Below are 18,645 nucleotides of genomic sequence, written 5' to 3' on the forward strand. Positions count from 1 at the left end.
GGTTCGGCCGGGTCCGTTCGGCCGGCTCAGAGGGTCAGGGTGCGGATCAGCTTGTCGCGCCTGAAGTCCCTTGACTCGACGGTGAGTTCACCGCCCTCGCCGACCAGGAGCCGGAGGCCCTGCGACTCGGCGCCGGAGAGGGCCTCCTCGCCGCCGCTGCCGTCCGGGCCGTACATGGTCTGGATGAAGCCGGTGTTGACGACGGTGAACCCGGCCGGGTCGCCGCCCTCGACGACCTTCTTGGCGGCCCAGTCGTCGCGGTTCAGGTCCCAGTGGGTGTGCCCCGAGAAGAACACCACGTTGGGGTGGCGGCCGAGGATCGTCAACAGGTCGGCCTCGTCGACGAAGTCCTGGTCGTAGAAGCGCGCCGCGTCCGGGCCCACCGTGCCCGAGACCGTGCCCGGCAGCACGTGGTGGCTGAAGACCAGGACGTGCGGCTTGTCCGCGTGCGTCGCCAACGCACCGTCCAGCCAGTCGAGTTGGGACGCACCGAGGGTCACGAACGGCGGGTTGGTGCCGTTCTTCGCGGGCGCGGTCGTCCCGATGAAGAGCAGTGGGAGACCTGCGGCCGTGGTCTGCGAGTACACGTCCGGCATGCCGGTGTACTGCAGGAACCGCTTGACCTGGGCGTCGAAGGGGTCGGAGTTGTACTGCTCGTGGTTGCCGAGCGCGGCGAGCACCCGCTCCGGGTGGCTGTGCGCGGCGAGCGTCCCGTACAGGTCCTCGTACTGCTGCACCGTGCCCTGCGCCACCAGGTCGCCGGCGATCACCAGGGCGTCGGAGCGGCCGAGCGCGGCGAGGTTGTCGAGGGCGCGGCCCAGGTCGGCGAGGTCGCCCTGGACGTCGCTGATCACGTCGAGGGTCGCGGCGGCCGTCGGCTTCGGGCGGGCGGCGGCCTGGCCGGCGGTGAGCCCGCCGAGCGGAATCGTGGCGAGCGAGAGACCGCCCGCCGTGAGGATGCTTCTGCGGCTGGGGGGAGTCATGGGCGGCAAGGTAACTGCCCCTGGGTGACGGGTCGTTGGACGGAACGCAGCGGGTTCTTGGACTCGTCGTGAGCGGCCGGGGCCGGCAACGGATGCATCCCCCGGTGGACGGAGAGACGATGGAAGGAAGGGGTCGGCCGGGGGCATGGCGGCGGCGTCGACCGATCCGTCCCGTCCGTATGCGAAAGAACGGAGGACGCGATCATGATCGAGGTCAAGGCGGTAGAGAAGCCGGACGAACGGCGGGACTTTCCCCGCGGTCACCTCGAAGCCGTCCATCTGACAGGGCTCGACTTCGCCGTGGGCACCTTCGAGCCCGGGTGGCGCTGGTCCGAGTCGGTGGCCCCGCTCGCCGGGACCGACACCTGCCAGATCCACCACAACGGCTATGTCGTCCAGGGCCGGATGCACATCACGATGGACGGCGGCGGCGAGGCCGAGGTCGGCCCGGGAGATGTGTTCGTGTGCCCGCCCGGTCACGACGCGTGGGTCGTGGGTGACGAGCAGGTCGTGCTGTACGACTTCGCCGGCGCGATGGCGCAGGATTACGCGAAGCCGGCGAGCTGACAGCCGCCCGCGGCGCCCTTTGCCGGCGTTCCCGGTGCTCCCGGCGTTCCCGGTGCTCCCGGCGTTCCCGGCGCTTCCCGGTACGCGGCAGGGCGGTCACGCATGTGCATGTGCGTGACCGCCCTGACTGCTGCTGTGCGACGCCGGTCGTGCGGCGGGTCGGCTAGAGCGCCTGTGCTGCGGGCTTCACCATGCCGCGGACGGTACGGGACTTCACGAAGTCGCCCATGCCCGTCATCTCCCACTCGCCGGAGAACTGGCGGATCAGCTTGGCCATCATCACGCCGGTCTGCGGCTCGGCGCCGGTGAGGTCGAAGCGGACCAGCTCCTCGTCGGTCGCGGCGTCGATCAGGCGGCAGTAGGCCTTGGCGACCTCGTTGAACTTCTGGCCCGAGAACGAGTTCACGGTGAAGACCAGGCCGGAGACCTCCTGCGGCAGCCTGCCCAGGTCGACGGTGATGACCTCGTCGTCCCCGCCGCCCTCGCCCGTGAGGTTGTCGCCGGAGTGCTTGATCGCGCCGTTGAGGATGGCGAGCTTGCCGAAGTAGCAGCTGTCGACATGGTTGCGGCTCGGGCCGTACGCGATGACCGAGGCGTCCAGGTCGATGTCCTTGCCGCGGAACGCGGGCTCCCAGCCGAGGCCCATCTTGACCTGGGAGAGCAGCGGCCGGCCGCCCTTGACCAGGGACACCGTCTGGTTCTTCTGCAGGCTGACGCGGCCCTTGTCCAGGTTGATCTTGCCGGTGCCGGGCGCCGGCGGACCGCCCGCGGGGGCCGGCGGCGCGGGCGGCGGAGGCGTCTGCGCCATGGCGCGGGCGGGCTCCGGAGCGGGCGGGGCCGGCGGGGCCGCGGGCGCGGGCGGCGGGGTCTGGACGGGCGCGGCGACCGGGGCGGCGGGGGCGGGCGCGGCCGGCTCCTCGTCGACGGAGACGCCGAAGTCGGTGGCGATGCCGGCCAGGCCGTTGGCGTACCCCTGGCCGACCGCGCGGGCCTTCCACGCGCCGTTGCGGAGGTAGATCTCCACGACGACGAGCGCGGTCTCGGAGCCGAGCTGCGGCGGTGTGAACGTGGCGAGCGTGGCGCCGCCGTCCGCGTCCCGGATGGTGGCGGTGGGCTCGATGCCCTGGAAGGTCTGTCCTGCGGCGTCCGGGCTCGCCGTGACCACGATCTTCTCGATGCCCGCCGGGACCGCCGCCGTGTCCACCGTGATCGCGTCGGGCGCGGTGCCGCCGCCCGACTGATAGGTGACACCGGGGCCCGAGGGCTGGTTGTAGAAGATGAAGTCGTCGTCGGAGCGCACCTTGCCGTCGGCGGTGAGCAGCAGGCCCGATACGTCGAGCCGCACCGGGGCGGCGACGTCCACCGTCACGCGCGCGGCGGAGAGAGGGATGTTCGAGCCGGGGGTCATAGCTGTCATGCCTGGGGTAACGAGCGACCCCGCTTTACCGTTCCCTTACTCCGCGACGAATCCGCGTGCCGAGCAGTGTCGGGAGGCGTACGGGGGCGGGGCCTCGACCAGCTCGCCACCGATGAGTTCCGGACCCGGCAGGGGTCTCCCCTACGAGATCCTTCCGACCCGTACGCCCCAGGGAGCGCCCCATGACCGACGGAACCGTCGACCTCACCCCCCAGACGCGGATCGTCGCCCGCCTCGCCGAGCGCGTGGACGACGCCCGCCTCGGTGATGTCACACCGTGTCATGACTACGCCGTACGCAATCTGCTCGGCCATCTCACGCAGCTCGCCGTCGCGTTCCGGGACGCCGCCCGCAAGGAGTTCGGCCCGACCACCGACACCGACCCGGGCAGCAGTGTCCCCGACATCGGGGCGGACTGGCGGGCGGAACTGGCCAAGGCCCTCGACGAGTTGGCGGAGGCGTGGCGGGAGCCGGCGGCGTGGGAGGGGGAGACGCGCGCGGGCGGGGTGACGTTGCCCGCGGCGGTGATGGGGGTGGTGGCGGTGGACGAGTTGGTGATCCACGGCTGGGATCTGGCCCGTGCGACCGGCCAGGAGTATGTGCCGGACCCTGAGTGCCTCGCTGCCGCGTACGACTTTCTGGATCAGTCTCGGGTTCCCGAGGCGCGGGGCACGATCTTCGGCCCGGTGGTGGAGGTTCCGCCCGAGGCGCCGCTCCTCGACCAGGCGATCGCCCTCTCCGGCCGCAACCCGTCCTGGCCTGCGACCTGATCCCTCCCCTCCCCGCCCCTTCCCTGAAGTCCTCAGCGGACGGCTCCGGGGGCTGCGCCCCCGGGCCCCCATCCCGGGGCTGCCGCCCCTGGACCCCGCTTCGGGGCTGCGCCCCGCGCCCCTGTCGGGGCCCGTATCGCCGCCGAATTCAGCCCCTCCGGCGTTTGAGGAGCGGGGTCCGGGGCGGAGCCCCGCGGTCGACCGCAGGTCTTTCGGGGAGGGGAAGTGATCGACGGTCACCGGAGCGCCGCCCGCATGACCGCCTCCGCCACCGGCGCCGCCAACCCGTTCCCGCTGACCTCCGACCGCTCCGCGCCCGAGTCCTCGACCAGGACGGCGACCGCGACCTGCTTGCCGGACGAGTCCTGCGCGTAGGAGGTGAACCAGGCGTACGGCGTCTGGGAGTTGTTCTCGCCGTGCTGGGCCGTGCCCGTCTTGCCGCCGACGGTCAGGCCGGGGATCTGGGCGTTGGAGCCCGTGCCCTCGTCCACCACCGTCTGCATCGCGGACGTCAGCTGTTCGGCCGTGCTCTCGCTCACCACCCGGTGCGAGGACGCCTCGGACAGGTCCTCCAGGGTCGAGCCGTCGCCGTCCGTCACCTCGGACACCATGTGCGGGTCGACGAGTTCACCGCCGTTCGCGAGGGCCGCCGAGACCATCGCCATCTGCAGCGGCGTCGCCGTCACGTCGAACTGGCCGATGCCGGACAGCGCCGTCTGCGCCTTGTCCATCTCCTCCGGGTACACGCTCTCCGAGGCCCGCACCGGCACGTCCTGCTCGGCGTCGTTGAAGCCGAACTTCTCCGCCGTCGCCCGCACCTCGTCCGCCCCCAGGTCGGCGGCCATCTTCGCGAAGACGTTGTTGCAGGAGTACTGCAGGGCCGTACGGATCGTCGCGTTCTCGCAGGGCGCCGCCGCGTTCTCGTTCGGCAGGACCGTGCTCGTGCCGGGCAGCGTGTACGGGTCGGGGCTCTCGGTCCGCACGTCGACCGAGTCGTAGAGGCCGTTCTCCAGCGCGGCAGCGGCGACCACCAGCTTGAACGTGGAGCCCGGCGGCAGCGGCTGGCGCAGCGCCCGGTTCACCATCGGCTTGTCCTCGTCCTCGGTGAGCGCCTGCCACGCCTCCCCGTCCGTGGATCCGCTGATCTTCGACGGGTCGTACGAGGGCGTGGAGACCATGCCGAGGATCTCGCCGGTGCCCGGGTCGACCGCGACGGCCGCGCCCTTGGTGTCGCCGAGCGCCTCGTACGCCGCCTTCTGCACGGCCGGGTCGATGGTCGTGACGACGTTCCCGGGGTCGGCGTGCTTGCGGGTCAGCAGGTCGACGGGGTTCTTCAGACGTTCGTCGGTGCCGTCGAGGACGTCCTGGTAGATGCCCTCCAGCTGGGTCGCCCCGTACACCTGCGAGCTGTAGCCGGTGACGGCCGAGTACAGCTCGCCGTCGGTGTACGTGCGCTTGTACGCGAGGTCGCTGCCCTTGGTCCTCTCCGAGTCGGTGACCGGATCGCCGGCCACCACGATGTCGCCGAGCGGGTACGCGTACTGCTCGATGGTGCTCCGCCGGTTGTGCTTGTCGTCTGCGAGCGCCTCGCCGTCGTAGAACTGCACCCAGGTCGCCCTCAGCAGGAGGGCGAGCACGAGCAGCAGCGAAAAGACCGAAGCGCGCCTGATCGTCTTGTTCATCCCACAGAGGTGACGAGCCGGACGGAGCGCGGTGTTCCGGTCGGGCGGGTTTCTCAGGAACTCTTCATCTGCAACTCTTCATCTGCCCCGGGGACGGCTACCGCTACGTTCCGCCCACCACACCCGCCTCGTACGCCGCGATCACCGCCTGTGTGCGGTCCCGCGCGCCGGTCTTCGCGAGGACCGCGGCGACATGCGACTTGACCGTCGCCGGGCCGACCTCCATCCGGCGGGCGATCTCCGCGTTCGTCAGGCCCGTCGCCATCAGGCGCAGCACCTGGCCCTCGCGCTCGGTGAGGCGTCCGACCCACGCCGGGGGACTCGCACGGACCTGCGCGTGGGCCGTGGCCAGGGACCGTACGGCCGCCGGGAACAGCAGCGAGTCCGTGCCGGCGACCAGGCGCACCGCCTGCACCAGCTGCTCCGGCTCGGCCCGCTTCAGGAGGAACCCGGAGGCCCCGGCGCGCAGCGCGTCGTACACGTATGCGTCGTTCTCGAAGGTGGTGACGACCACGACGCGCGGCGGCTCGGCGAGCGTGGCGAGGATCTGCTCGGTGGCGCGGATGCCGTCGATCTCCGGCATCCGCACGTCCATGAGGACCACGTCGGGCCGCTCGGCGCGCACCACCGACACCGCCTCCGCGCCGGTCGCGGCCTCCCCGACCACCTCGATGCCGGGCTCCGCGTCGAGGATGACCCGCAGCGCGGTGCGCACCATCCGCTCGTCGTCGGCGAGGACGACGCGCAGCGCCGGTGCCGGTGTGGTCATGAGCGTGCCTCCACAGGCAGTCGTACGTGCAGGGTCCAGACGCCGTCGGCCGCGCCCGCGTGCGCCGTGCCGCCGAGCAGCCCGGCGCGCTCCTCGATCCCGCGCAGGCCGCGCCCGCCGCCGGTCCGCGGCGCGGTGTCGGACGGTGCGGTGTCGGACGGTACGGGGTTGGTCAGTACGAGCGTCAACTCCTCGTCGGTCACGGCCAGTTGGAGTCGGACCGGGGCCCCGTTCGCGTACCGCAGCGCGTTGCTGAGGCCCTCCTGCACGATGCGGTAGCCCTCGCGGCCGACGAGGGCGGGCAGCGCCGCCAGGTCTCCGTCGACCTCCGCCGCCACCGTCAGGCCCGCCGCGCGTGTACGGGACAGCAGTCCGTCGAGGTCGTCGGCGAGGGTCGGCGCGGGCGCCGCAGCCGCATCGTCGCCGGTCCGCAACAGGCCGAGGACCGCGTCGAGTTCGCCGACCGTGCGCCGGGTCGTGTCCTCGATCGCAGCGAGCGCCTCGCGTACGAAGTCCGGGTCGCTGTCGAGGACCCGGCGGGCCGCCCCCGCCTGCAGGGTGACGGCGCTGAGCGCATGGCCGACCGAGTCGTGCAGCTCACGCGCCAGCCGGTTGCGCACGGCCAGGTCGGCGGCGCGGGCCTCGGCCGCCGCGAGCCGGTCCGCGGGCGTCGGCCCGAGCAGCCGCGGCGCGCACCGGGCGAGCACGGCGGCGGCCCCGGCGGCGTACCCGGCGAGCGCGAGCAGCAGGGCGAGACCGGCGACCGGGGCGAGGGCCAACCCCCAGGAGTCCACGAGGAGTTGCGGAATGCTGAGGCGCGAGTCCCGCAGCGCCGGGAAGAGCGGAAGGACGACCAGGACCACCGCGAACGGCGGCGTCGCCAGCATCGCGCCGCTGAGCACCGCGCCCACCCCGAGGTGCAGCGCGAACCAGGCGGACGCGCGCCCCCGAGCCGACCAGGAGCGCGCCGCCCCCTCCGCGAGCCCCTCACCCGCCACCTCACCCTGCACCCCGCACAGCGCCCGTACGAGACCGACCGCGAGCGGTCGGGCCAGTGGGAAGGCGGCGGCGGTGAGCGCGGCGAGCGGCACGGCCACGGCGAAGCAGGCGAAGAGGAAGGGGACCGAGCCGAACAGCAGCGGCTCGCCCGGGAAGAGCGGCCCGACGGCGACCGCCGCCACCAGCATGTACGGCATCAACAGGGCCCCGCCGAGCACCAGATGGACCCAGCGCAGCCGCGCCCGCCGCCCGAACAGCGCGCTCGCCGCGCCCCGCACGCTCACCCCGTGCGCCGGACCGCCGCGGAACGCTCCGCGAAGAAGTACGCGCCGACGGCGACCACCAGCGTTCCGACGATCATCTGGACAGCGTAGGTCAGGTGCAGCAGGCCCGACGGCTGGTTGGACAGGTCGTCGACGCCGGTCAGCGCGGCCAGGGTCATCCAGCCGCCCCAGCAGGCGAGCGCGCCCGAGCCCACCCAGGCCAGGGCGAGCGGCACGCGCAGCGGCAGGGTTCCGCCGCGTCGGAAGGCCAGCATCAGAACGCCCGCGGCGGTGGCCGCGGCGAAGCCGACGTGCATCCACTCCAGGGCGTAGAAGTCGCTCGTACGCCCCGCCGCCCGGGACGCGTTCAGGCCGGCCGCGCTCCCGCTGCCCCACAGCGCGTGCAGCGCCGCGGGCACCAGGGTGAGCAGCGCGGCGGCGGTGGCAGCGGCGCGCTGGGCGGGCGCGGTCGGCAGGCCCGCGGGCAGATCCCGCACGGCGCCCTGCCACAGCCGGCCCCAGCGCCGCCCCGCGTAGGCGACGGCGAGCACGCCGAGCGCGAGGCCCTGCACGATGAACCCGCCGTAGACGACGCCGAAGACCCACTCGTCGAGGAACGCGGTGGAACGGCCGCCGGCGGTGGCGGTGCTGCCGCCGAACGTCCGCACCAGGAGCTGCAGCGGGAACCCGGCGAGGATCGGCGCGAGCAGCCCGGTCGCCACCCACAGCGGCAGGACCAGGAGCCAGGCCCGTACGCGCAGCCCCCAGGGCCGGGTCAGGAGCAGGGCGAGGACGACGACGGCGATGTCCATGAGGACGGTCAGGCCGTTCGCGACGGCCATCGCCGTGGGGTGGTCGAGCAGCGAGCTGTGGTCGGGAATCCCCACTCTGCTGCCCGCGATCCAGGCGACCTTGAGCGTCACATAGGGCAGACAGGCGAGGATCGCGAGGGCCCGGACGCCCTTCAGGAACCGGCCGGGGCGCGGCGTTTCGAGTACGGGAACGGTGAGCTGTGTCATGCCTCCACGCTCCCGTCCGGCGCGCCGCCCCACGTCCCACCGTGGGACGAACCGCCTCCGCCGCGCGGGGGAGGCGCGGTACGCCGGTACGAGGAGGTCTCAGTCCAGGCGGAGCACGTACTCGGGGATCTCCGCGCCCCGCGCGTGCGCGTACCCGCTCTCCCGCGCCGTCACCGCGAAGCCGCACTTCTGCAGCACCCGGAGCGAACCGGCGTTGTCGGCGGCGGTGCGCGCGTACAGCGGGCGCTCCGGGACCTCGGCGATCAGCGCCCGCAGCGCGGCCGTCGCGATGCCGCGGCCCCAGAAGGAGCGGTCGATCCAGTACGTCACCTCGCGCTCGCCCGGCTCGCCGTACACCGCGGCGCTGCCGATCACGTCGCCGTCGACGAGGACCGTGCGGGTGACCGCCGACGAGCTGCGGATGCTGTTCCAGTGGCCCTCGAACAGCTCCCAGTCGACGGTCCTGGGCGAGGTGAACGCGGCGACGCGGGCGGACTCCGGGTCGTTCATCTGCCGGAAGAACACGGGCAGATCGCTGTCGTGGACGGGACGCAGCGCGACCTCGTACGCGGGCGCTTCAGGCTTCGCTTCGGGCTTCTCCATCAGAGCCTCCGGGTGGCGAGGGTGAGTCGGTCGCGGGCGTCGAAGAGGGCGTCCTTGATCATCTGCTCGTGCTGCGGCGTGAGCCGCGCCACCGGCACCGAGCAGCTGACGGCGTCCCGCGCGGGCGTGCGGTACGGGATGGCGACGCCGAAGCAGCGCAGGCCGAGGGTGTTCTCCTCGCGGTCCACGGCGAAGCCCTGCTCACGGACCTGGTGCAGCTCCTCGATGAGCCGCTCGCGGTCCGTGATCGTGTTCTCGGTGAGCGGCGCGAGCGTCTCCGGAAGCAGCTTGCGGACCTGCTCGTCGGTGTGCGTGGCGAGCAGGGCCTTGCCGAGCGAGGTGGAGTGCGCGGGCAGGCGGCGGCCGACGCGGGTGAAGGGCCGCAGATAGTGCTGGGACTGGCGGGTGGCCAGATAGACGACGTTGACGCCGTCGAGCCGGGCCAGGTGGATGGTCTCCGAGGTGTCGTCGGAGAGCCGGTCGAGGGTGGGCCGGGCGGCTGCCACGACCTCGTCGCCGTCGATGTACGAGGTGCCCACGAGCAGCGCCCGCACCCCGATCCCGTACCGCGTGCCGGTGGCGTCCGTCTCCACCCAGCCGAGCTCCACGAGGGTGCGGAGGAGCATGTACAGGCTGGACTTGGGGTAGCCGACGGCCTCCTGGACCGCGGCGAGGGAGTGCATTCCGGGCCGGCCTGCGAAATACTCGAGCAACTCCACGGTGCGCACCGCGGACTTGACCTGCGCCCCACCGCTGGCCTCGGCAGCCGACATCGCCCTTGACCCCTTCGTTGGCCTGCACATAGCCTCCGACCACATTCACCCTCGGAGACGTCGTTCACCATAACGAACGCCCTGGTGAGTGGGGCCACGTCGGCGGGTGATTCCCACGGCCATCGCGTGGCGACGCACCATCAGTCACATCTGGTCACACCAGGAGGAACCGGCCGTGGCAGCAGCACCCCCCGCCCCAGTCTGGAGTGTCGATCCCCGAACGGGGAAGCCGCGCGAGCAGGTCGCCGTGGAGGCCACCCCCGAAGAGGTCGACCAGGCGGTGCGGTCCGCCCACGCCGTACGGGACGCGCTCGCCGGGCGCGAGGTCCGCGCCGCGTTCCTGCGCACCGCCGCCGACCTGCTCGACGAGAGCGCCGACCACGTGATCGAGGCCGCCGACGCGGAGACCGCCCTCGGTCCGGGCCGCCTCACCGGCGAACTCGCCCGTACGACCTACCAGTTGAGGTCCTTCGCGGACGTCGTGGACGAGGGCGCCTACCTCGACGTGCTGATCAGCCGCGCCGACGCCACGCAGACCCCGCCCTGGCCCGACCTGCGCCGCTACAAGGTCCCGCTCGGCGTCGTCGCCGTGTACGCGGCCTCCAACTTCCCGCTCGCCTTCTCCGTGCCCGGCGGCGACACCGCGAGCGCGCTCGCCGCGGGCTGCCCCGTCGTGATCAAGGCCCACCCGGACCACCCGGCCACCGCCGAGCTCTGCGCCGACGCGCTGCGCCGCGCCGCCGAGCGGGTCGGACTGCCCGGCGACGTCGTGCAGTTGGTGCACGGCTTCGACGCGGGCGTGGAGCTCGTACGGCATCCGCTGGTCAAGGCGGCCGGGTTCACCGGTTCGGTACGCGGCGGACGCGCGCTCTTCGACGCGGCGGCGGCCCGCCCCCAGCCGATCCCCTTCCACGGCGAACTCGGCTCGCTCAACCCGGTCGTGATCACCGAGGCGGCCGCGGCCGAGCGGGCCGAGGAGATCGGCGCCGGGCTCGCCGCGTCCATGACGCTCGGCGTCGGCCAGTTCTGCACCAAGCCCGGACTCGTCCTCGCCCCCGCGGGCGAGGCCGGCGACCGCGTGCTGAAGGCGCTCACGCACGAGGTCAGCGAGGTCGAGGCGGGCGTCCTGCTCGACCACCGGATGCGTGCGGCGTACGTCGACGGGGTGCGTGAGCGGGCCGAACTCCCGGACGTGGACGCCCCGGTGACGCCCGGCGCGGGCGGCGAGCACACCGTCGGCGCGGGCTGCCTGACCGTGCCCGCGGCCCGGCTCGCCGCCGAGGGTGCGCACGATCTGCTCCTGGAGGAGTGCTTCGGCCCGGTCACGGTGGTCGCGCGGTACGCGGACTCGGCGGAGGCGAGTGCGGTTCTGTCCCGGCTTCCCGGCAACCTGACGGCGACGGTGCAGCTGTCGGCGGCAGAGAAGGCGGGGGAGAGCGAGCGGGGCGCGGAACTGCTCGCCGAACTCACGCCGCTCGCCGGGCGCGTGCTCGTCGACGGCTGGCCCACGGGCGTCGCGGTGGCCCCCGCCCAGCACCACGGCGGCCCGTACCCCGCGACGACCTCCACCTCCACCTCGGTGGGCGGCACGGCGATCGAGCGCTGGCTGCGCCCCGTCACGTACCAGAACACCCCCGAGCCCCTCCTCCCGCCCGAACTCCGCGACGGCAACCCGCTGGGGCTGCCGCGGCGCGAGGGGCGAACGGCATGAGGCTCCCCGAACTGCCCTTCGTGCTGCGGCCGCTCGGCCCGGACGGCGGCTGGTCGTACGCGGACGCGGCGCTGTCCGGCCGAGCGGGTCCGGGCCAGGACCGCTTCGTCCCACCGGGCGGCTCCGCCCTGGATCCCGCCTCGGACGCACCCCGCCTGCTCGGCACGCCCTCGGGCGACTTCCAGCTGATCGCGCGGGTACGGGCGGGGCTGCGGGCGCCGGGCGACGCGGGGGCGCTCTACCTGCACGTCGGCGAGCGCGAGTGGGCCAAGCTGTGCCTGGAACTCTCCCCGGACCGGCCGTACGTCTGCTCGGTCGTGACCCGCGGCCACTCGGACGACGCGAACGCGTTCGAGGTGGACGGGGACTCGGTCTGGCTCCGTGTCGCCCGCACGGGGTCGGCGTTCGCGTTCCACGCCTCGACGGACGGCACGCACTGGACCTTCGTCCGCGTCTTCACCCTCGGCACGCCGGAGGAGGTCGGTGCGGCCCAGGTCGGTTTCCTGGCGCAGTCGCCCACGGGGGAGGGGTGCGAAGTCCTCTTCGACTCGGTGGAGTTGAGGGGGCGGGGGGTGCGGAACCTGCGAGACGGCTCGTAGGTCGGCTCTTCTCCCCACCCCGCCCCTTCCCGAAGTCCTCACCGGACAGGCCCCGGGGCTGCGCCCCTGGCCCCCCTTCGGGGCTGCGCCCCATGCCCCGGCCGTCTTTCGGCTCCCCCGCCATCGCGGCCGCTCGCGCAGTTCCCCGCGCCCCTTATCGGGGCTTCGCCCCGGTCCCGGATCGTCTTTTGACTGCCGCGCCGTCGGGGCTGGTCGCGCAGTTCCCCGCGCCCCTAAAAGCCTGCCCCTATCGGGGCAAATGCGGCGCCTCCCGCGTTTGAGGAGCGGGGGTCCGGGGTGGAGCCCCGATAGGGGCGCGGGGAACTGCGCGATCAGCCACGACGGTGCCGCAGGCGAGCAGCGACCGGGTCCGGGGTTCAGGGGCGGCAGCCCCAGGCAAGTCGGGGCGGAGCCCCGGGGTGGGGGTCCGGGGGTCTCCCCGGAGTCGACCGCTGAGGCCACGCGGCGCCAGCCGCATATCGACACAGCCGGGAAGGGGCGGGGAGGGGAGAATCAGCCGGGACGACGCAGCCGCAGCGTCAACACCCCCGTAACCACCAACACCCCCGCCCCCACCACCAAACTCACCCGCAACCCCACCAAGAACCCCCCATCGAGCAACGCCCCGAACAGCGCGATGCCCAGCCCCCCGGCGACCTGGCGGGCCGCGTTCAGAACCCCCGCCGCGACCCCCGCCCGCTCCGCGGGAACCGCCTCCATCACGGCGGACGTCAGCGGCGGAACGGTCAACGCCACCCCCACCCCCACCGGCACGAGCAGCAGCGCGAGCAGTACCGCGGGCGTCGAGCGGTTGACGTACAGCAGAAGCAGCAGGCCGGGCACGGCGACGGCCTGCCCGACGAGCATCGGCAGGCGCGCCCCGTACCGCCCGGCGAGCCGCCCCGCCACGACGTTCGTGGCGACGATGACCGCGGTCATGGGCAGGAACATCAGCCCCGCTTCGAGCGCCGTACGCCCCTGCACCTGCTGGAAGAAGAGGCTGAAGACGAAGATCAGGCCGTAGAACGCGACGCTGCACGCCACGCCCACCGCCACCGCGACCGCCACCGTCCGTTCCCGGAACAGGCCGAGCGGCACCACGGGGTGCGGCTGCCGCGTCTCGACCCGCAGGAACAGCGCCCCGGCGACGACGGCCACCGCCCCGGCCACGGCCCCCGCCGTACCGCCCTCGATGACGGCGAAGGTGAGCGCGGTCAGGGACACGACCGCGGTCAGCTGGCCCGGCAGGTCGAGCGGCGCGGGCCGGCGTTCGGTGCGCGGCGCGCGGGCGAGCAGCAGCAGGGCGACCGCGCCCAGCGGCAGGTTGACGAAGAAGATCCCGCGCCAGTCCCACGCCGTGGTGAGCGCACCGCCCGCGACCGGCCCGAGCGCGAGCGCCGCCGAACCGCCCGCCGCCCACAGCGAGACGGCCCGCGCCCGCCGGGCGGGGTCGGTGTGCGCCTGGCGTACGAGGGAGAGCGACGCCGGCAGGACCACGGCGGCGGCGACGCCCTGCACGACGCGGGCCGCGATCAGCGCACCGAGTCCGGGCGCGAGCCCGCAGGCCACGGAGGCGAGGGTGAACAGGGCGATGCCGATGCCGTACGCGCGCGCAGCGCCCGCCCGGTCCGCGAACGCGCCGGTGGAGAGCATGAGGGCGGCGAACGCGAGGACGTACGCGTCGACGACCCACTGCAGCCCGGCCATGCCGCCGCCGAGCGCCTCGCCCATCGTGGGCAGCGCGACGTTGACGACGGACGCGTCCAGGGTGATGAGGGCGAAGCCGAGCAGGGAGGCGAGGAGCGTGAGGGCGGGGGAGGCCGGGCGCGGGGCGCGACCGCCGCCGCCCGGCCTCAACTCCCGCTCGTCCGGGCCGTGTTGGGACTTCGAGGTGTGAGCGGTGACTTCCATGACGCCCAGAGTGTCGATCTTCGCGGCCGTACAGTAGTGGCCCGAATGCCATACGTCCGGAGGTTCTGGCCATGACCGCGCCGCAGACGGAAGCCGAGACGCATACGGAAGCCGTGCCACGCAGGGGCGCCGTGCCGCATCGGGTTGCGGTGATCGCGCCCTCGCCGGTGTCGATGTTCAACCTCGCGATCCCCGAGCTGTTCTTCGAGAAGGTGCAGGTGGACGGCCGTCCCGGGTACGAGCTCACGCTGTGCACGGCCGACCCGGGCCACGTCGTCACCACCGGCGGGCACGCGCTCCGGATCGACCGAGGTCTGGAGGCCGCCGCCGACGCCGACACGGTGATGATCGCGGGCACCGGCGACCGCTACACCCCCGACCCGCGCACCGTGGCCGTGGTGCGGGACGCGGAGGCGGCGGGCCGGCGGATCGCGTCGATCTGCAGCGGGGCGTTCGTCCTCGCGGAGGCGGGACTGCTCGAAGGGCGCGCGGCGACGACGTACCACGGCCTGGCCGAGGAGCTGCGGCGCCGCTATCCGTCGGTGGACGTGCAGGGCGACGTCCTCTACGTGCAGGCCGGGCAGGTCATGACGGCCTCCGGGTACGCGGCGGGCATCGACCTCTGCCTGCACATGATCCGCACGGACTACGGGGCGGCGGTGGCGAACACCGTGGCCCGGCAGGCCCTGGTCGCGCCGGTGCGGCCGGGCGGCCAGACCCAGTTCACCGAGACGCCGCTGCCGCCGGAGCGGGGCACCGCCGTCAAGGACACCCGCGGCTGGGCGATGCGGAACCTGGACCGGACGCTGACGCTCGCCGATCTGGCGCGGCACGCGGGGGTCAGCGTGCGCACCCTGACGCGCCGGTTCCACGCCGAGACGGGGGTGAGCCCGCTGCAGTGGCTGCTGCATCAACGCATCGAGCGGGCCAAGGAGTTGCTGGAGACGACGACGCTGCCGATGGACCAGGTGGCGCGGGCGTGCGGCCTCGGCACGGCGGACTCGCTGCGCGGGCACGTGCACCGCCGCACGGGCCTCACCCCGTCCGCGTACCGGACGACGTTCAGTCGGCTGCCGACGAGAACGGGCTGACGAGGAAACCGTTTCTGACGCCGCGCCCCCTCTGCGACACTCCCCCCATGCTGACCATCAGAGACGCCGACGCGCAGGACTGGGACCGGATCTGGCCGTTCTGGCAGCGGATCGTGAGTGCGGGGGAGACCTACTCCTGGGACCGGGACACCCCGAAGGAGCAGGCGCGGGCGCTGTGGATGCCGCCCGGCGGGCGGGTGTTCGTCGTGGTCGACGACGCCGACCCGGACACCGTCCTCGCCTCCGCCTCCGTCAAGCGGAACTACGGCGGCCCCGCCGCCCACGTCGCCAACGCCGGCTTCATGGTCGACCCGGCGCACACCGGCCGCGGCATCGGCCGCCGCCTGGCCGAGCACGTACTGGAAGAGGCGAAGAAGGACGGGTACGAGGCGATGGTCTTCAACGCCGTCGTCGAGACCAACCCGGCGCTCGCCCTGTGGACCTCCCTCGGCTTCGCCGTCGTCGGCACGATCCCCGAGGCCTTCGAGCATCCGACGCGCGGGCGGGTCGCCCTGCACGTGATGCACCGCAGGCTGTGACCCCGCTCGCTCGCCCGGCGGGCGGGGAATGCGCGGATCCGGCCGTACGTTGACCGCTGAGCGGAGGTCGCCTCCGTACACGTACATCCCCCCGTACCGAGATGAGACACGTTCGGCGAACTACTGTTCGACAGTTCGCTCTCATAGGTGCATGCGGGGGCTCGCGGTCTTGGCGTCTTGGCGTCAGGCTAAAGTCGCCTTGTCCGACAACGGAGTTGGCGGACCTACCGCCGGGCGGGCGGGAAGTCAGGCCTGTGGAGGCACCGTAAGGCCACCTTGCTGGTGGCAGGCGCCCGTGAAGCAGGAACCCAAGGGGGTGTCGCGTAGCGGCGCTGACCGGAATCGTCTGCTCCCTAGCAGGCGAGGGCGTCAAATCGGCAAGGCCCGTTCCCGAAACAGGGTCCCGCGCAAGGCTCGCGGCTGCCAGGGTCGGCTCCGTGGCATCGACCGCCAGGTCGCTTGTCAGGGCCCGCCCGGCAGGCCTGCCGTCGAGGCCGCCGGCCTCGACGAGGCCGAGGCGAAGGCGGTGCTCGCCGACGGGACCGCGTACGCCGACGACGTGCGCGCCGACGAGCGGGAGGCCGCGGAACTGGGCGCCACCGGCGTGCCGTTCTTCGTCCTCGACCGGCGCTACGGCGTCTCCGGCGGCCAGCCCGCCGAGGTGTTCACGCAGGCCCTGGAGCAGGCCTGGGGCGACCGCGCCCCGCTGACCGCCCTCGGGTCGAACGCGGAGGCCTGCGGACCCGACGGCTGCGAGGTGCCGCAGCCGTAGACGTAGCGGCAGCCGTAGCCGCAGGTCAGGGCGACGTATAAGCACTGCTTGGGCTCACCCCGTAACAACGCGCAATGGACGAGGGGTTGGGCCGCACCGCAGAGTGGAGCCATGGAGAGCCTCTCGGGTGCGGCCTTCGCACCGCAGACGACGTATCTGAACACCGCCAGCAGTGGCCTGCTCCCCGCCGACGGCGTGGCCGCGGTACAGCAGGCCGTCGCGGCGGTGGCCGCCGGTCGGGCGGGGGACATGTTCGCCGATGTGGAGGCCGCGCGGGCCGCCTTCGCCCGGATCGTCGGCGTCCCCGCGAGCCGGGTGGCCGCGGGCGACTCCGTCGCCGTCTACACCGGCCTGATCGCCGCTTCCCTGCCGGTGAGCGCCGAAGTCCTCCTCGCCGAGGACGACTTCAGCTCGCTGGTCACCCCCTTCCACGTCCGCGCCGACCTCAGGGTCCGCAAGGTCCCGCTCGAAGAGCTCGCCGAGGCCGTGCGCCCCGGCACCGACCTCGTCGCGTTGAGCCTGGCCCAGTCAGCCGACGGCCGGATCGCCGACCTCGACGCGATCCGCGCCGCGGCCCGCGCCCACGGCGCCCGTACGCTCGTCGACGTCTCGCAGGCCGCGGGCTGGCTGCCGTACGACGCGTCCGAGGACGACTTCGCGGTGGCGGTCGCCTTCAAGTGGCTGCTCTGCCCGCGCGGCGTCACGTTCCTGGTGGTGCCGGAGGACCTCGGCTCGCTCACCCCGTACCTCGCGGGCTGGGTCGCGGGCGAGGTGCCCTTCGACAGCTGCTACGGGCCGGTCCACGAATTCGCCCACTCCGCCCGCCGGTTCGACGTCAGCCCCAGCCTCCTGTCGTACGTCGGCGCCCGGCACGGCCTCGACCTGGTCGAGAAGATCGGGGTCGAAGCGGTGCACGCGCACGACACCGCGCTCGCCGACCGTTTCCGGGAAGGGCTCGACCGGCTCGGGCACACGCCCGTGCACGCGCCAGGATCGGCGATCGTCTCGGTGCCCGGACTGGGCTTCCGGCAGCAGGAGTTGAGCCGCGCGGGCGTCGAGGTCTCGGACCGTGCGGGCAACCTGCGGGCCGCGTTCCACCTCTACAACTCGGCCGCCGACGTGGACCGGCTGCTCGACGTGCTCTCGGGCTGAACTCCCCTGCGCGATACGACAGTTGGCCCGGCTCCCTCAAGGGGAACCGGGCCAAGCGTCACATCACGGGGTCACCGCGAGGGCCTCACCGTACCGGGGTGAAGTCCCGTGCGCCGATGTACTCGGGGCGCCGGACGGGTGCCGCGAAGGGTTCCTGCGCCGTGTTCTCCACGCTGTTGAAGACGAAGAACACGTTGCTCCGCGGGAAGGGAGTGATGTTGTCCCCGCTGCCGTGCATGGTGTTGCAGTCGAACAGCACGGCCGAGCCGGCGTTGCCGACCCACTGGGCGATCCCGTACTCGTCGGAGAGAGTCGTCAGCGCCTCGTCGGAGGGGATGCCCGCGTCCTGCATCTGCAGGGAACGCTTGTAGTTGTCCTTCGGCGTGGCGCCCTCACAGCCGAGGAAGGTGCGGTGCGAACCCGGCATGAGGAGCAGGCTGCCGTTGTACGCGTAGTTCCGCGTGAGCGCGATGGACACCGAGACGGTCCGCATGTTCGCGAGGCCGTCCTCCGCGTGCCACGTCTCGAAATCGGAGTGCCAGTAGAAGCCGGAGGCGCCGAAGCCGGGCTTCACATTGATCCGTGACTGGTGGATGTAGACGTCCGAGCCCAGGATCTGCCGGGCCCGTCCGACGACGCGCGGGTCCGCCGCCAGCTTGGCGAAGACCTCGCTGATCTTGTGCACCTCGAAGAGGGAGCGGATCTCCTGAGTGCGGGGCTCCACGATGGAACGCTCGTCGGCGCGCATCCTGGGGTCCAGGGTCAGACGGTCCAACTCCGCCTGGTAGATACCCACTTCGTCCTCGGGGACCAGCTCGTCGACCTGGATGAAGCCGTCCCTGTCGAACGCCGACAGCTCCGCGGCCGCGAACGGCCCCTGGGTACCCGGCTCGGACCACACGACGGGGTCCTTGCGCTCGGTCAGCACCTCGGCGGCGCCTCGGGTCGGGTACAGGTCTGCGGTGCGTTCGGGTGCGGTGGTCATGGTGTTGCCTGCCTCTCCTCTCGTACGGCCCTGTTCGGGA

17 protein-coding genes and 1 pseudogene are annotated in these 18,645 nt (G+C 72.9%); 8 read left to right on the forward strand and 10 right to left on the reverse strand.

Translation table 11 applies throughout. The annotated features are described in order from the left end of the window. Positions 1-26: 26 nt before the first annotated feature. A complete protein-coding gene (locus tag QIS96_RS13710) occupies positions 27-983 on the reverse strand; it encodes a DUF4073 domain-containing protein (RefSeq protein ID WP_282542812.1) in 957 nt (318 codons plus the stop codon). A 204-nt stretch (positions 984-1,187) separates the two neighbouring features. Here QIS96_RS13710 and QIS96_RS13715 point away from each other — a divergent pair, with 204 nt between their 5' ends. Next, the gene (locus QIS96_RS13715) at positions 1,188-1,550 is read left to right on the forward strand and encodes a cupin domain-containing protein (protein ID WP_282542813.1); all 363 of its coding nucleotides are present in this window, start codon (positions 1,188-1,190) and stop codon (positions 1,548-1,550) included. Between the two features lie 163 nt (positions 1,551-1,713). Here QIS96_RS13715 and QIS96_RS13720 read toward each other — a convergent pair whose 3' ends face one another. Further along, positions 1,714-2,958, reverse strand: coding sequence for a TerD family protein (locus tag QIS96_RS13720; RefSeq protein WP_282542887.1), 1,245 nt, complete (start codon positions 2,956-2,958; stop codon positions 1,714-1,716). A gap of 191 nt (positions 2,959-3,149) precedes the next feature. On the opposite strand from QIS96_RS13720, the gene QIS96_RS13725 reads away from it, so the two are divergent. Then, positions 3,150-3,737, forward strand: a complete 588-nt coding sequence (locus QIS96_RS13725; protein WP_282542814.1) for a TIGR03086 family metal-binding protein — start codon at positions 3,150-3,152, stop codon at positions 3,735-3,737. Positions 3,738-3,973: 236 nt separating this feature from the next. Here the strand turns inward: QIS96_RS13725 and QIS96_RS13730 are convergent, their stop codons facing one another. The 6 genes from QIS96_RS13730 to QIS96_RS13755 form a co-directional block, all read right to left on the reverse strand. Further along, positions 3,974-5,419 carry a peptidoglycan D,D-transpeptidase FtsI family protein gene (locus QIS96_RS13730; protein WP_282542815.1) on the reverse strand — a complete coding sequence of 482 codons (1,446 nt, stop codon included), beginning with the start codon at positions 5,417-5,419 and terminating at the stop codon, positions 3,974-3,976. Between the two features lie 103 nt (positions 5,420-5,522). Then, complete coding sequence (locus QIS96_RS13735) at positions 5,523-6,188, reverse strand: response regulator transcription factor (RefSeq protein WP_282542816.1); 666 nt, start codon at positions 6,186-6,188, stop codon at positions 5,523-5,525. Then, a complete protein-coding gene (locus QIS96_RS13740; protein ID WP_282542888.1) occupies positions 6,185-7,465 on the reverse strand; it encodes a sensor histidine kinase in 1,281 nt (426 codons plus the stop codon). Before QIS96_RS13740 ends, QIS96_RS13735 begins: the two co-directional genes overlap by 4 nt. Before the next feature lie 2 nt (positions 7,466-7,467). Next, positions 7,468-8,469 carry a hypothetical protein gene (locus QIS96_RS13745; RefSeq protein ID WP_282542817.1) on the reverse strand — a complete coding sequence of 334 codons (1,002 nt, stop codon included), beginning with the start codon at positions 8,467-8,469 and terminating at the stop codon, positions 7,468-7,470. Positions 8,470-8,568: 99 nt separating this feature from the next. Then, positions 8,569-9,072, reverse strand: coding sequence for a GNAT family N-acetyltransferase (locus tag QIS96_RS13750; RefSeq protein ID WP_282542818.1), 504 nt, complete (start codon positions 9,070-9,072; stop codon positions 8,569-8,571). Then, on the reverse strand, positions 9,072-9,845 hold the full coding sequence (locus QIS96_RS13755) for an IclR family transcriptional regulator (protein ID WP_282542819.1): 774 nt from the start codon (positions 9,843-9,845) through the stop codon (positions 9,072-9,074). The genes QIS96_RS13750 and QIS96_RS13755 overlap by 1 nt, the downstream gene beginning before the upstream one ends. A 175-nt stretch (positions 9,846-10,020) precedes the next feature. Between QIS96_RS13755 and QIS96_RS13760 the strand changes: the two genes are divergently transcribed. Both QIS96_RS13760 and QIS96_RS13765 read left to right on the forward strand, forming a co-directional pair. After that, a complete protein-coding gene (locus QIS96_RS13760) occupies positions 10,021-11,556 on the forward strand; it encodes an aldehyde dehydrogenase (NADP(+)) (RefSeq protein WP_282542820.1) in 1,536 nt (511 codons plus the stop codon). Continuing rightward, the gene (locus QIS96_RS13765; RefSeq protein ID WP_282542821.1) at positions 11,553-12,155 is read left to right on the forward strand and encodes a DUF1349 domain-containing protein; all 603 of its coding nucleotides are present in this window, start codon (positions 11,553-11,555) and stop codon (positions 12,153-12,155) included. The genes QIS96_RS13760 and QIS96_RS13765 overlap by 4 nt, the downstream gene beginning before the upstream one ends. A 513-nt stretch (positions 12,156-12,668) precedes the next feature. On the opposite strand, the gene QIS96_RS13770 is transcribed toward QIS96_RS13765, so the two are convergent. Continuing rightward, positions 12,669-14,066: an MFS transporter gene (locus QIS96_RS13770; RefSeq protein WP_282542822.1), complete on the reverse strand. Its 1,398-nt coding sequence runs from the start codon at positions 14,064-14,066 to the stop codon at positions 12,669-12,671. Positions 14,067-14,239: 173 nt separating this feature from the next. Between QIS96_RS13770 and QIS96_RS13775 the strand changes: the two genes are divergently transcribed. The 4 genes and pseudogenes from QIS96_RS13775 to QIS96_RS13790 all read left to right on the forward strand — a co-directional run bounded on the left by QIS96_RS13775 (position 14,240) and on the right by QIS96_RS13790 (position 17,620). After that, positions 14,240-15,157 carry a GlxA family transcriptional regulator gene (locus QIS96_RS13775; protein ID WP_282542889.1) on the forward strand — a complete coding sequence of 306 codons (918 nt, stop codon included), beginning with the start codon at positions 14,240-14,242 and terminating at the stop codon, positions 15,155-15,157. A gap of 50 nt (positions 15,158-15,207) precedes the next feature. Beyond that, positions 15,208-15,696, forward strand: coding sequence for a GNAT family N-acetyltransferase (locus tag QIS96_RS13780; protein ID WP_282542890.1), 489 nt, complete (start codon positions 15,208-15,210; stop codon positions 15,694-15,696). A 493-nt stretch (positions 15,697-16,189) separates the two neighbouring features. After that, a pseudogene (locus tag QIS96_RS13785) lies at positions 16,190-16,468 on the forward strand (DsbA family oxidoreductase); the annotation flags it as partial. Between the two features lie 111 nt (positions 16,469-16,579). Next, a complete protein-coding gene (locus QIS96_RS13790; protein ID WP_282542823.1) occupies positions 16,580-17,620 on the forward strand; it encodes an aminotransferase class V-fold PLP-dependent enzyme in 1,041 nt (346 codons plus the stop codon). A gap of 85 nt (positions 17,621-17,705) precedes the next feature. On the opposite strand, the gene thpD is transcribed toward QIS96_RS13790, so the two are convergent. Next, a complete protein-coding gene (gene thpD / locus QIS96_RS13795; RefSeq protein WP_282542824.1) occupies positions 17,706-18,605 on the reverse strand; it encodes an ectoine hydroxylase in 900 nt (299 codons plus the stop codon). Positions 18,606-18,645 lie beyond the last annotated feature (40 nt).

It is taken from the genome of Streptomyces cavernicola (assembly GCF_029968035.1).
GTDB lineage: Bacteria > Actinomycetota > Actinomycetes > Streptomycetales > Streptomycetaceae > Streptomyces > Streptomyces cavernicola.